We start from the raw sequence: 13,439 nt of genomic DNA on the forward strand, positions 1-13,439 counted from the left end.
CCTCTGAATCTAATCTTTAATTTTCCCCGCAGCATTTTATTCATCTTATATTTATTGTTATGATATAACATATCTTTATTTGTTTTTTGATTTTATGTCTGCTTTATCTCAACGTTTACAAGCGATTGATGCGCTCAGAGGGTTGGTGATTCTTATCATGATGGTTGATCATGTTCGGGAAACATTCTACTTACATCATCAAGTCCCAGATCCGATGGTTATTTCGGAAACAGAAGGATCACTATTTTTTAGCCGAGTATTGGCCCATCTTTGTGCCCCCGTTTTTGTGGTGCTTACAGGTTTATCTGCTTATCTCTATCAAGCCAAGAACAATAGTCTTGCGATGACGCGCGAATTTTTATTGAAGCGTGGTTTATTTTTAATTGGACTTGAGCTGCTGATTGTCAATTTTGCATGGACAGGCCAGTTCCCACCTGATGTGATTTATTTACAAGTCATTTGGGCAATTGGTTTTAGTATGATTGCTTTGGCGTTATTGATTGGCTTGCCGCAAAAATTGTTGTGGGGCATCAGTTTGCTGATCATTTTTGGTCATAATTTAATGGACAATATTTCATTTGCACAGGGTTCTGTCATGAATGGGATATGGTTGGTTTTACATGAGCGGGGCTGGATAACCTTTGGAGATGTACTACGGGTCAGAACATCGTATCCAGTTTTGCCCTGGATTGGTGTGATTACTTTAGGTTATTGTCTTGGCCACGTTGTTTTTAGTAAACCGAAAACGACTCAGCAAAAGAATCGTATGCTCATCACTTTTGGTTTGATTGGCATTGCCTTATTTCTCGTGTTAAGGGCACTCAACATTTACGGTGACCAACCTTGGGAAATGATGCCAACGTGGAGTGAAACTGTTATGAGTTTTCTCAACCTGACCAAATACCCACCTTCATTATTTTTCATTTTATGGAATGTTGGTATCGGACTTATTGTTCTGGTTTTACTCCAGAAGGTTGAAACCAAAAACTGGGTTAAGCCTTTAATCATATTTGGCTCTGTGCCTATGTTCTTCTACATCGTGCATTTATTTGTGCTTAAAGCCTTATATGTCATTGCTGTAGGGATTTGGGGACATAATTATGGAGATTATTATGGCGTGGATCACATGGCTACAGTGTGGGGAGTTGCGGTCATTTTAAGCATTCTTTTATATCCAGCGATGGTGAAATTCTCCTCCTTTAAACACCGCAATAAGCATATTCCTTTGCTTAAATATTTTTAGTTTTTTGAAAAATAGATTCCTCAATCATCTTTAGATCTACTTGGATTAAACATTTGAATATTAAAAAACCTCTTAGCCAGCTAAGAGGTTTTTAATTGTTTTATTGCAACTTATCCTGCGTTTTGGTTTCAAAGTCACTGGCATCATGTCGTTCATGCAGTTGGCTAGCTAAATCGCCAAAGGTGCGATTTACCATACGCCCACGTTGTACCGCAGGACGCGCCAAAATGGCATCGGCCCAACGTTGCACATGTTTATATTGATCGACGCTTAAAAACTCATCCGCATTATAAACCCAGCCTTTTACAACGCTGCCATACCATGGAAAAGCCGCAATATCGGCAATGCTATATTCATCACCCGCGAGGTATTCGTGTTTTGCCAGATGTCGGTCTAATACGTCCAGTAAACGTTTAGTCTCCATCGCAAAACGGTTAATGGCATATTCAATTTTTACTGGTGCGTAAGCATAAAAATGTCCTAAACCACCACCAATATAAGGCGCGCTGCCCATTTGCCAGAATAACCAGTTTAAACATTCGGTACGTGTAGCAATGTCAGTGGGAATGAAGGCCCTAAATTTTTCAGCTAAGTAGAGTAAAATTGAACCTGATTCAAACACTCTGAGTGGTGGGTTTTGGCTATGATCCACCAAGGCGGGAATTTTAGAATTTGGGTTAATTTCAACAAAGCCACTACCAAATTGTTGGCCTTCACCAATTTTAATTAACCACGCATCATATTCAGCTTCTGTATGTCCCAATGCCAGTAATTCTTCAAGCAGAATCGTTACTTTTTGCCCGTTCGGGGTGGCAAGCGAATATAACTGGAGCGGATGTTGTCCAACCGGTAATTGCTGCTCATAGCGACTCCCTGAAGTTGGCTGATTTAAATCTGCTTTGTCTCCAGTCCATTGCCAGACTTTGGGTGGGATGTAGTTTGAGTCATTCATTATTATTTGCCATGTCATGAATCGATTAATTCAGTGTAGGTCAGCCAGCCCTAGATTGGGTAGTTTTTTTGTGGCAAAGCTTTAACTGATTTTGAATAAATAATACGGCTCTGTTATTCACCAGCTTTTGAATGAATCTCCTGAAAGTGTTGATCAATTACATTAAGCCAAGCCTGTACTGCGGGAGATACGGGCAGATTCTTTTTCCATGCCATAGCGAGATGCCACTGAATATTCGGCTTTTCGAGCGGAATGGCTGCAAATAATTCAGGATCGAGCATGTCGGTATAATATTGCGGCAATAGGGCAATCCCCATACGCTGTAGCACCATATCTGCCAGCAAGTTCCATTGACTGGTACGGCAGGCAATGGTTGGGTAGAAACCATGTTGCTGGCATGCATCCAGAATAATACGATTGAGCGAGAAATTTTCAGGAAACATTAAAAAAGATTGATGTTGTAATTCTTCCAGATTGATTTTCTTGCGTGTGGCCCATGTCGCATCTCGCCGTAATAGCACCATCAACGGATAATCACACAATTCGATGCTATTAAAGATCTGCTGGTCGAAAGGATGTAACAACACACCCACATCCAGTTCATTATTCAGTAAAGCTTGTTCAATCCCTTTAGACCCGACTTCAAGAAAGGAAAGTTCGATCTCTGGCCATTGTTGATGATAATCAAATAGGGCAGTTGTCAGCAGTTGAGAGCCTAAAGGTGGAACGCCCAACTTTAAAGTGCCTGTTTTTAATTGCTGGTAGTTTTCAATTGCTAGAAAAATATTTTGTTCTGCCTGCAAAAGCTCAAGCGCATGCTGATAGATGCGCTGGCCAATTTCCGTCAGTTCAACCTGTCTCTTGCGGCCATGTTCAGGTTTTACCAGTAACTGTACCTGTAGTTGTTGCTCAAGCTGCTGCAAGATTTTACTAATGGTTGGTTGCGTCAGATAGAGCTGTTCTGCGGTACGGGTAAAGCTTTGGGTTTTAACCAAAGTGACAAAGCATTGCAGTGATTTGAATGAAAGCATCATGAATAAAATATTATTCCATTTTGGCATAATTTTAACATGAATAATTCATATTATGCCAATAGTACTGGGATAACATAATGATGTAGTTCACCATCTTATTTGTTGTCATGAGCACTGATTCCGTTTCTGAAACGTCTTCCCCAAACAGCTTCTTCACATTGGTCAAACAGATTTTAATTCTGGCGGCTTTTTGGGGTGTTGGTTATGTTTTGCATCAACAATTAGGTGTCCCGATTTCCGCAGGGATTTTAGGCATGTTGTTATTGCTGATCTGCCTATTTCTAAAGATTATTAAAATGGATCAGGTGGCGATGGGGGCTTCGGTTGTTCTCGGCGAATTATTGCTGTTTTTTGTGCCTGTAGTTGTCGCCGTGGTTCAGTACAAAACCCTGTTTATGACCGAAGGCTGGCAGATTGTACTGAGTATTTCACTAGGAACAATCTTGGTAATGTTGAGCACCTGCCTAACCATTCATTATTACAATCGTCTCAAAAGCTATTTGCAAACACGTAAAGCATTTCAGCATAAGCATATCTAAAGGCATTTCACATGAATATCTGGTCAATTCTGTGTCTGATCTGGACTTTGGTCGCCTATGTGGTTGCAAAACGCCTCTATCAGAAACATCCTAAATTATGGCTTTCACCTGCGATTAGCGTGCCAGTGCTCACGATTATATTAATGACGATTTTTGGTATTTCTTATCAGACCTACGCCCAAGATACGCAATGGATCGTCAATTTACTTGGGCCTGCAACGGTTGCCTTTGCTGTGCCTATTTATCGTTATCGCGCTACCATCCGTAAAAATATCGGTGTTTTATCCATCGCGATTATTGTTGGCATGAGCGTTGGGGTAATGTCGGCTTATGAGATGGCACAGCTCTTTCATTTCAGTCCAGAAGTCACCAATAGTTTGATGGCTCGTTCTATTTCAACACCTTTTGCGATGATTTTAGCTGAAGATATTCATGGTTCAGCAGCATTGGTATCGCTATTTACCGTGATTACAGGTTTGGTTGGTATGATTTGTGGTGATGCCATTTTAGCATTCACCAAAATCCGTTCTGCTGTGGCAAATGGTGCTGCATTCGGTAATGCTGCTCATGGCTTTGGTACCGCGAGAGCCCAACAACGGAATAATGAAGAAGGCGTGATTGCCAGCTTAACCATGGTGATTGCAGGTATTTTGATGGTGCTAGTTGGGCCATTTGCCATTCATTTGTGGTTATTACTCTAACCACCTCGTTGACTGGGTTTAGATAGAACGATGGATAACAGAAATTATGAGAACTGATTCATAAGTTCGTCATAACCACATGAAATAATCTTTTTTATGAACTACATTTCTTCAATGATATATAGAAAAGTTTTATGACTGATGAGCTGTTTATTAATTTTGAGAAGTCAAAGATCATAGAAAACAATGAGCATGGTTTATTGGAAGGGTATCGCTTCTATTTGTTCATGGATGAACGAACTGATGAATATATCAGTCGATTGAATTACATCAAAAAAAATATTCCTGAATCCGAGTATTTATCTTATGGCGCTATAAATATAGACCAATTGATCATGAAGTTAGCAGTATTATATAAATGCAGAAGAATGAGCTGACTTTTCAGGTCAAGCTATGAAACATAGTCAGACGATGGCTAGTCATCCTTAAATGTCTCGTTTAAGGCTTGTTGTACTGCATCGACTCGGGATTTACAAGCTTTGTAAGCCGTCATTGACTCTTCGACGATTTTCATCAAATTATCAATGTCAGGTTGTTCCTGTGCTTCGAGCAGTTCGGCATTCTTTTTTAATAAGGCATAACCGTCTTTAAAACTTAATTCTTTCTTCGTCATGATCAATCACCTCGGTAAGCTGGGCATGGATATAGCCATCTTGCATTTCAATAGATAGGGATGAACTCGCTTGATGGATTGAGCGAATCGCTTTATTTTCATTGCGGACAATGCCATAACCCTTAGCCAGTACATTTCTCGGGTTTTGCAACAAGGTTTCCCGCATTAATGTTTCGATTTGAGTTGAAGCTGTTTTCAGTTGTTGCTTGGCAAAATATTGCAGTGTTGATCTGGCAACTTGAAGCTGCAAATAGCTGGTACTGATTTGATTTTCAGACTGTGACTTGATGCGACTGATCAATTGGTCATTCTGGCTTTGATAAGCAGTAATCTGATGTTGAGACAGCAAGTTAATGGTTTGAAAATGTTCCATTACTTCTACAGAACGCTCTGAAATCAGATTGCGAATACCTGCAATCACCTTACTTGGCGTATCGAAAGAACGATGCGCAATTTCATCTAAAATGGTTCGATCTTTTTCATGTCCAATCCCGACCCAAATCGGTACTTTACGCTTACACAGTAGGGCGGCCAGATCATAGTCATTTAAATACGCCAGATCGTTGACTGCACCGCCACCTCTAATGATTACGATCAGGTCGGGTGGAATAGTATAGTCTGCTGCCCATTGACGTAGTCCTGCACCTAAGGATTCCATAATGCTGTGCGCAGCGGTATTTCCTTGAAAAGTCGCGTTGTGATAGACAAAATCACAGACGCCAGCTTGATGTAATGCATCGGCATCTTTCTTAAAGTCACCTAATCCAGCCGCATTTTCGGGCGCAATCACCAATACATGCTCAATATCAAACGGTGTAGGAAGGGCTTTATTCAAAGGAAGTAAGCCTTCACTGCTGAGTCGTGCAAGGATCTGCTGATAACGTTTGGCAATATCACCGAGGGTAAAACTCGAGTCGATATCTTCAATATTGACAGAGAAGCCGTATTGAGGATCGAAGCGGGCTTTAATTTTAATCAGTACATTTAAATCTCTGGACAGCTCAATGCCACTTTCACGTTCGAACTTCAGCACGATTTTTGCAGCCGTGAACTTCCAGATGGTGGCTTTACAACTTGCGATGACTTTGTCTGTGTCTTGTTCTTTTTCAGCCAGTTCAAGGTAGTAATGCCCACCTTTGATACTCAGATTTCGAATCTCGGCTTTTATCCAAACAGGTTCGTCAAAGGTCAGGCGAATGATTTCCTGTACCGTTGCTAGATAATCGCTTAGAGAGAGTTGCGGTTCAGACATTGGATCAGACAATGAATAGGATAGGGCTATAGTAGCAAATGGATTAACCTGATAACAAATAAGGCCTATCTTGTTTTTATTTATTTTTGTTGTGTAATAACGCATCTACAGTTTATTTTACAGATTGCTGTAGATGCGTTTTGTAGGTTAGATATTAGAGGGATTTATTCCATTTCAAGAATTTAAATAATCCGAACATAAATATGATCCAGACCGGAATTAAAATCACTGATTCCTTAAAGCCTTGCGTCCACATGATGTATAAAATCATCACGATAAACGCCAAAACCAAATAATTACTAAATGGCGAAAACAGTGCAGGGAACTTTACCGTTAGACCTTGTTGTTGAACGGCACGTTTAAATTTTAAATGAGTAAAGCTAATAATCGCCCAGTTTAAAACCAAAGCTGCAACGGCCATATACATCAAATGACTTAAGGCTTGTTCTGGCACAAAATAATTCAGTAATACACAGCCAAAAATTAAAATCGAAGAAAAGATTACCGCAGGCATCGGCACACCTTGCTGACTGACTTTTGCAAAAACTTTTGGAGCATTGCCTTGTACAGCCAACCCGTAGAGCATACGGCTATTGGCATACATGCCGCTGTTATACACAGAGAGTGCTGCTGTCAAAATAATAAAATTCAGTAAATGTGCAGCCCAATCAATCCCAAGTTGGCTAAAAATCATCACAAATGGGCTTTTATCCAGACCGCCTAAATCCAGTTGATTCCATGGAATCAGTGACATGATGATCGCCAGCGACGCTACATAAAAAATCAAGATTCGGAAAATCACCTGATTGATAGCTTGCGGAATACTTTTCTCAGGATTTTCTGCTTCAGCAGCCGTCATACCGATCAATTCAATGCCACCAAAAGCAAACATTAAAAAGGCCAGCATATAAAACAGACCTGAGAAACCATGCGGAAAAAATCCGCCGTGTTGCCATAAGTTGGTAAAGCTTGCAGTCGAATCAGCACCAGCAGTCAGCAATAGATACAAACCGAACAGGATCATGGAAATGACAGCAACAACTTTAATGATGGCGAGCCAGAATTCTGATTCACCATAAAACTTCACATTGCCTAGGTTTAAGCAGGTCACAACAATGAAGAAAAATAAAGTAGAGATCCATGCAGGAATATGTGGCCACCAATAATGAATATATTTGGCAATGGCTGTCAGCTCAGTCATTGCCACTAAAATATAAACCACCCAGTAATTCCAACCCGATAAGAAGCCAGCGAAGCTTCCCCAATATTTTTGTGAGAAATAGCTGAACGAACCTGCTACAGGTTCTTCTACAATCATTTCACCCATTTGTCGCATGATCAGAAATGCGATCAAACCGACAATGGCATAGCCTAAAATAATCGAAGGACCTGCGGACTGAATTGCCTGAGCTGAGCCTAAAAACAGACCTGTACCCACAGCACCACCCATCGCAATTAATTGGATATGGCGGTTTTTTAGTCCACGTTTTAATTGGGGAGAGGAATTACTCAAAATACGCTGCGCTGAACAAAAAGAAGTGATTGTAATGGATCGCGAGGAGATCGACTAGTTTGAAAATTGGATTATGATCAAGAGGCAAAATATAATGATGAGATTGCTGATATGGGGATGCTTTATAGAGTTGGATTTAATGAAAAACAACCTTTTGGCTATCAATGGACAGAATTTGATTGTAATTCTACTGCTGATTTCTATCTTCGTAGTTTAATCAAAAGATCAATTCAGGATACCTATCCAAAGATTTATGAAAAAATTACAGAAGAGCTATTTGTTGAGCAAATTAGATTTGATGGACTATCTTCACAGCAATTTATGGATATTGTATTTGCTATTAGAACAGCAATAGGCTCAAATGAATTATCAGAAACGCAAAGGGAAGGTGCAAAAATTTGGGATACGGCAATTGAACCGCTTGTTATGGTGGATGAAAGATATCATCTTTATTTTAAGATAAAATAGAGTCTTATACACAGCTTTGGTTTTGATTCTAAAAATTGAAAATAGAAATGGTTGTGCCAAGCCTGTAATGAGTTTAGAGAATAAAGTTATTTAGATGGGCTAAAATAAGAGGTGAATGAAAACGATTATGAACTCAGATTTAAATGAAAAAGATTCTCCTTTCACTATTATTTTAAAAGGTTTTTCAACTTTTGGGCTAATCTTTATTTTTTCTGGTTTTTATTTAGGATTTTCTATTGAACTATATAGCTATACTGGGCTTAATATAGATAATGTTGCTCTAACTGTTTGGTACTTATCATATTTTTATATTTCATATCTGCTTGGTTTTTGTATATTGAAGCAAGTGTATATACGTAATAAAGATAATATTTCTTTAGATAAAGTTAGTATTTTAATTTACTTTTTATTGGCTGCTTATTATTTTTTAATATTTCCTCGTTATTATTTGTTTGATGGTAAGCATGACTTATATGGTTTTAGGCTTATGCTGGGTTTTATATATCCTTTTTGGATACTAACACCATTATTTTTGTCTAATTCAAAAGTTAAGTTCAATGTGTATTTATGCCTTGTACTTTGCATAGCGGAAATTATATTCTGGATTTTATTTTTTAAGGTAAATATTTCTGATTTCTATAAAAGGCCAAATTTCCTTATTGTGGTGATTAGTTCACTTATATTTACTCTAACTTTTCCTAGGTATCTCTCATGGTTACAAAAAATAGATGTTGATAAATGGGTGGCTCCATTTTTTTTAAAACAAGAGAGAATTTTATCAAAAGTAATATCTTGGCTAGCAATCGTACTAGGTGGTTTATTTATGTTTTTGTTCTATTTGTGCTTTTAATTTAATGGTTAAATCTGTAAATTCTGGGAAAATTATCAGATTTTTTTATAAACTGAATTGAGATATAGCTCATCATCCAAATTTCAGCAAAGCTTAGCAAATAATAATATTTTATGTGAATTTTCAACCAGATTAGACTCATCCAAAGATAAATAACAACAACGTATTTATCAAAAGAATCAATTTTTTATTCGGATGTTTTCTTTGGATTGGCAGTATATACACAGTGTGCTGCCGCAGTTTTATGCGGCCATGCTTATGACCTTAAAAATCTCCAGTATTGGTATCGTACTCTCTATTCTGCTTGGACTCATCTGTAGTGTGATCAGTACCTATCAAGTTCGGATACTCAATAAAATCGTCAAAATCTATATCGAGGTTTCCCGCAATACACCGCTGCTCATTCAGCTCTTTTTTCTCTATTACGGCTTACCCAAGATCGGGATCAAACTGGATGGTTTTACCTGTGGTGTGATTGGTCTAACTTTTCTCGGCGGCAGCTATATGGCAGAAGCTTTCCGTGCAGGTTTGCAATCCGTTGCCCAAGGGCAGATTGACTCGGCCCGAAGTGTAGGACTCAACGCCGTGCAAGTCTTTCAATATGTGGTCTTTCCTCAAGCGTTATCACTGTCTATTCCAGCCATTGGAGCGAACTGCTTATTTCTGATTAAAGAAAGCTCGGTCTTGAGTGCGATTGCAGTGGTGGAACTCTTGTTTGTGACCAAAGATTTGATTGGGATGGATTACAAAACCACGGAAGCTTTATTTCTATTAATCTTGGCCTATCTGATTATCTTGTTACCCGTTTCAGCACTCACCAGTTATTTGGAATATCGCAGTCGGAAGGTGAGCCATGGGACTTGAGTATTTATTTCAACCGAGTCATGTCGAACGTTTGCTGTATGGTCTGTTGCAAACCATTGAGATCGCCTTTCTTTCGGTGTTTCTATCTGCCATTTTCGGGACGGTTTTTGGGGTGATCATGACCTCAAAAAATATGTTGATTAAAATCCTGTGCCGTTTCTATCTGGAAACCATTCGGATTGTGCCGATTCTCGTACTTTTATTCGTTTTCTATTTTGGTTTTGCAACTTGGTTTAACTGGCAGTTGTCATCGTTTTGGGTCTGTATTTTTGTATTTATCTTATGGGGAACTGCGGAAATGGGTGATTTAGTTCGGGCCTCGATTACTTCGATCGATCAGCATCAATGGGATTCTGCTTATGCCGTAGGTTTAAATCATGTGCAGGCATTGATTTACGTGATTTTCCCGCAAAGTTTAAAACGGGTGACACCTGGGGCATTGAATCTGTTTACCCGCATGATCAAAACCAGTTCTCTGGCGGTATTGATCGGGATGGTGGAAGTCCTGAAAGTCGGGCAGCAGATTATTGAAAACTCATTATTGACGGTACCCAGTGCCTCGCTGTGGATTTACGGTTTCATCTTTATTCTTTATTTCCTGATTTGTTATCCATTATCGCTTTTAGCAGCGCATTTAGAAAAAGTGTGGGAGAACGCATGACTTTGTTATCGATACAGCATGTGCAGAAATTTTATAAACAAAGTCATATCTTGCATGGCATTGATCTGGAGGTAAAACAAGGAGAAGTGGTGGTGATTTTGGGGCCATCGGGTTGTGGAAAAAGTACCTTATTGCGTTGTATCAATGGATTGGAACCGATTCAGGAAGGAGAGATTCATCTCCAAGGCATTGGAAGATTAGGACAAGATTTGCCGTGGAATAGCGTACGACAGCAGATTGGCATGGTGTTCCAGAACTATGAATTATTCAAGCATATGAATGTGATTGATAACATTTTGCTTGGGCCCTTAAAAGCACAGAAACGCCAGCGTGCAGAAGTGGAACAACTGGCAGATCAGCTATTGCAGCGAGTAGGTTTGCTTGATCGTAAATATGATTATCCATCCAATTTGTCGGGCGGTCAGAAACAACGGATTGCAATTGTCCGTGCCTTAGTGATGAAACCGAAAGTGATATTACTGGATGAAATTACTGCAGCGCTCGATCCTGAAATGGTACGGGAAGTGCTGGATGTCGTGCTGAAACTGGCACAGGAAGGCATGACCATGCTGATCGTGACGCATGAAATGGGCTTTGCACGTAAAGTGGCAGACCGCATTATTTTTATGGATAAGGGCAGGATTATCGAGCAAAGCGAACCAAAGGCATTTTTTCAGCATCCGCAAACGGAAAGAGCCAAAACCTTTTTAAATATTTTGAATTATTAAAATGAAAATGAGGACTTTATGAGATTGAATTTAGCAGTTAGGCAACATCACAATTCTTCAAAAACAAAAATTTTTGGTCTAGGCATCATTTGTGTAGCGATGGCAGGAATGTTGACGGGCTGTAATCAACCAGCGTCTTCTGAACCTAAAAACACAGCACAAGATACTTCACTAGAACAGATACGGAAGAATGGTGTATTGCGGGTTGGTGTATTTGCGGACAATCCACCGTTTGGCTATGTCGATAGTGCGGGCAAAAATCAAGGATTTGATGTAGCGCTGGCTAAGCGTGTCACTCAAGATTTACTTGGTGATGAAAATAAAATCCAGTTTGTGATTGCGGAAGCTGCCAATCGGGTTGAGTTTCTAAAGTCAGGAAAAGTTGATGTGGTTTTTGCCAGCTTTTCGGTGACGCCAGAACGGCAACAGGTGGTTGATTTTTCCGAGCCTTATTTAAAAGCATCCTTAGGGATTGTCTCTCCAAAAGCCAAAGCCATTACCGATGTTAAAAGTCTTGAAGGCAAAACCTTAATTGTAAATAAAGGCTCAAGCTCGGAGATTTATTTCAGTAAAAATTATCCCAAAATTAATTTATTGAAATTTGGACAAAATACTGATGCCTTCAATGCATTGATTGATGGTCGGGGGGATGCCATTTCTCAAGATAGTACCTATGCACTGGCATGGGCAGCCAAGAATCCAAATTATGTAGCGGGTATCCCACAAATTGGCAATCAAGATTTTATCGCAGCAGGCGTGAAGAAGGGTAATACCCAATTATTGCACTGGCTCAATGATGAAATTAAACAGCTCAGAACGACAGGTGAAGTTCAAAAGATTTATGACCAAACCTTGAAGCCGATTTATGGCGAAAAAGTGAATCCGAATATCTTTCTGGATGTCGATATTCCCAAGCAATAACACAATTTAAAACGTTAAAAATAGGTGAACTTATGCAAACAATAACATTTTCAAATATTCAAAAATTACTGCTGGCTTCTGTACTGAGTTTAGGGCTGACGGCTTGTAATAAGAATCCACAATCCACTGAAAAGAACACGGACTCTGCCACACAGGTCTCCAGTATTGAACAGATCAAGAAAAACGGTGTGGTTCGTATTGGTGTATTTAGCGACAAGCCGCCGTTTGGTTATCTGGATGCACAAGGTAAAAATCAGGGCTTTGATGTTGAAATTGCCAAACACGTTGCCAAAGATTTATTGGGTGATGAAAACAAGGTGCAGTTTGTACTGACTGAAGCGGCCAATCGTGTCGAATATCTTAAAGCCAACAAAGTCGATATTATTTTTGCCAATTTCACGGTGACACCTGAACGTGAGCAAGTAGTGGATTTTGCCAAACCCTATTTAAAAGTCGCTTTGGGTGTGGTGTCTCCTAAAAATAAACCGATTACCGATATTGCCCAGTTAAAGGATCAGACTTTATTGGTAAATAAGGGCACCACAGCAGATTCTTTCTTTAGCAAGCAACATCCTGAAATTAAGTTGCAAAAGTATGAGCAAAATACAGAAACCTTTGATGCTTTAAAAGATGGTCGTGGCGTTGCTTTGGCGCATGACAATCTATTGGTACTGGCGTGGGCAAAGGAAAATCCAAATTACACCGTCGGCATTACCAATTTAGGTGAGCAAGATTTAATTGCACCCGCAGTGCAAAAGGGTAATAAAGAATTGCTGGATTGGTTAAATCAGGATTTAGATAAATTGGCAAAAGAGGGTGTGATTCATCAAGCTTATGAAAAAACCTTAAAACCTGTTTATGGTGATGGTATTCCTGCTAAAGATTTGATTGTTGAATGATTTAAATTACCTTCAATATTATAAAAGTATATGTTTTAAGTGTTTGTATATTAAGCACCATTTTTCTGGTAAATAATTTAAAATGCCCTGGCTTTTTTGCTGGGGCTTTTCTTTAATATTTTATTCTTCAGTATGAAGGGATAATCATATTTTAAAAAGCTGTCCTATTTTTATCATTATAAATAATAGATTCGTACTCAC

Annotated in this window: 15 protein-coding genes; 10 read left to right on the plus strand and 5 right to left on the minus strand. The window is 39.2% G+C overall.

Annotation, left to right across the window (positions count from 1 at the left end):
- Positions 1 to 94: 94 nt before the first annotated feature.
- The gene (locus tag IEV36_RS10675) at positions 95 to 1,243 is read left to right on the plus strand and encodes an acetyltransferase domain-containing protein (RefSeq protein ID WP_005258371.1); all 1,149 of its coding nucleotides are present in this window, start codon (positions 95 to 97) and stop codon (positions 1,241 to 1,243) included.
- A 100-nt stretch (positions 1,244 to 1,343) separates the two neighbouring features.
- On the opposite strand, the gene yghU is transcribed toward IEV36_RS10675, so the two are convergent.
- Positions 1,344 to 2,195 (minus strand): glutathione-dependent disulfide-bond oxidoreductase, encoded by an 852-nt coding sequence (yghU, locus tag IEV36_RS10680; protein WP_005258370.1) that lies wholly within the window; start codon positions 2,193 to 2,195, stop codon positions 1,344 to 1,346.
- Between the two features lie 113 nt (positions 2,196 to 2,308).
- The gene (locus IEV36_RS10685; protein ID WP_155757702.1) at positions 2,309 to 3,226 is read right to left on the minus strand and encodes a LysR family transcriptional regulator; all 918 of its coding nucleotides are present in this window, start codon (positions 3,224 to 3,226) and stop codon (positions 2,309 to 2,311) included.
- Positions 3,227 to 3,336: 110 nt separating this feature from the next.
- Between IEV36_RS10685 and IEV36_RS10690 the strand changes: the two genes are divergently transcribed.
- Both IEV36_RS10690 and IEV36_RS10695 read left to right on the plus strand, forming a co-directional pair.
- Positions 3,337 to 3,768, plus strand: coding sequence for a CidA/LrgA family protein (locus tag IEV36_RS10690; protein WP_005258368.1), 432 nt, complete (start codon positions 3,337 to 3,339; stop codon positions 3,766 to 3,768).
- 11 nt (positions 3,769 to 3,779) lie between these two features.
- The gene (locus IEV36_RS10695) at positions 3,780 to 4,469 is read left to right on the plus strand and encodes an LrgB family protein (RefSeq protein ID WP_005258367.1); all 690 of its coding nucleotides are present in this window, start codon (positions 3,780 to 3,782) and stop codon (positions 4,467 to 4,469) included.
- 415 nt (positions 4,470 to 4,884) lie between these two features.
- Here the strand turns inward: IEV36_RS10695 and xseB are convergent, their stop codons facing one another.
- The 3 genes from xseB to IEV36_RS10710 all read right to left on the minus strand — a co-directional run bounded on the left by xseB (position 4,885) and on the right by IEV36_RS10710 (position 7,847).
- Positions 4,885 to 5,082: an exodeoxyribonuclease VII small subunit gene (xseB, locus tag IEV36_RS10700; RefSeq protein ID WP_004772936.1), complete on the minus strand. Its 198-nt coding sequence runs from the start codon at positions 5,080 to 5,082 to the stop codon at positions 4,885 to 4,887.
- Complete coding sequence (gene xseA / locus IEV36_RS10705) at positions 5,057 to 6,334, minus strand: exodeoxyribonuclease VII large subunit (RefSeq protein WP_032863937.1); 1,278 nt, start codon at positions 6,332 to 6,334, stop codon at positions 5,057 to 5,059. Before xseA ends, xseB begins: the two co-directional genes overlap by 26 nt.
- Positions 6,335 to 6,488: 154 nt before the next feature.
- On the minus strand, positions 6,489 to 7,847 hold the full coding sequence (locus IEV36_RS10710) for an amino acid permease (RefSeq protein ID WP_081402411.1): 1,359 nt from the start codon (positions 7,845 to 7,847) through the stop codon (positions 6,489 to 6,491).
- 66 nt (positions 7,848 to 7,913) lie between these two features.
- On the opposite strand from IEV36_RS10710, the gene IEV36_RS10715 reads away from it, so the two are divergent.
- The 7 genes from IEV36_RS10715 (at position 7,914) to IEV36_RS10745 (ending at position 13,238) form a co-directional block, all read left to right on the plus strand.
- Positions 7,914 to 8,315 (plus strand): hypothetical protein, encoded by a 402-nt coding sequence (locus IEV36_RS10715; protein WP_155757687.1) that lies wholly within the window; start codon positions 7,914 to 7,916, stop codon positions 8,313 to 8,315.
- 127 nt (positions 8,316 to 8,442) lie between these two features.
- On the plus strand, positions 8,443 to 9,165 hold the full coding sequence (locus IEV36_RS10720) for a hypothetical protein (RefSeq protein WP_227591686.1): 723 nt from the start codon (positions 8,443 to 8,445) through the stop codon (positions 9,163 to 9,165).
- Between the two features lie 204 nt (positions 9,166 to 9,369).
- Positions 9,370 to 10,029 carry an amino acid ABC transporter permease gene (locus IEV36_RS10725; protein WP_032864068.1) on the plus strand — a complete coding sequence of 220 codons (660 nt, stop codon included), beginning with the start codon at positions 9,370 to 9,372 and terminating at the stop codon, positions 10,027 to 10,029.
- Positions 10,019 to 10,690, plus strand: a complete 672-nt coding sequence (locus IEV36_RS10730) for an amino acid ABC transporter permease (RefSeq protein WP_005258342.1) — start codon at positions 10,019 to 10,021, stop codon at positions 10,688 to 10,690. The genes IEV36_RS10725 and IEV36_RS10730 overlap by 11 nt, the downstream gene beginning before the upstream one ends.
- On the plus strand, positions 10,687 to 11,418 hold the full coding sequence (locus IEV36_RS10735) for an amino acid ABC transporter ATP-binding protein (RefSeq protein WP_005258341.1): 732 nt from the start codon (positions 10,687 to 10,689) through the stop codon (positions 11,416 to 11,418). Before IEV36_RS10730 ends, IEV36_RS10735 begins: the two co-directional genes overlap by 4 nt.
- Before the next feature lie 18 nt (positions 11,419 to 11,436).
- A complete protein-coding gene (locus IEV36_RS10740) occupies positions 11,437 to 12,339 on the plus strand; it encodes a transporter substrate-binding domain-containing protein (RefSeq protein WP_005258340.1) in 903 nt (300 codons plus the stop codon).
- A 32-nt stretch (positions 12,340 to 12,371) separates the two neighbouring features.
- The gene (locus tag IEV36_RS10745) at positions 12,372 to 13,238 is read left to right on the plus strand and encodes a cysteine ABC transporter substrate-binding protein (RefSeq protein WP_004772921.1); all 867 of its coding nucleotides are present in this window, start codon (positions 12,372 to 12,374) and stop codon (positions 13,236 to 13,238) included.
- Positions 13,239 to 13,439: the final 201 nt, after the last annotated feature.

The organism is Acinetobacter vivianii (assembly GCF_014635885.1).
GTDB classification, from domain to species: Bacteria; Pseudomonadota; Gammaproteobacteria; order Pseudomonadales; family Moraxellaceae; genus Acinetobacter; species Acinetobacter vivianii.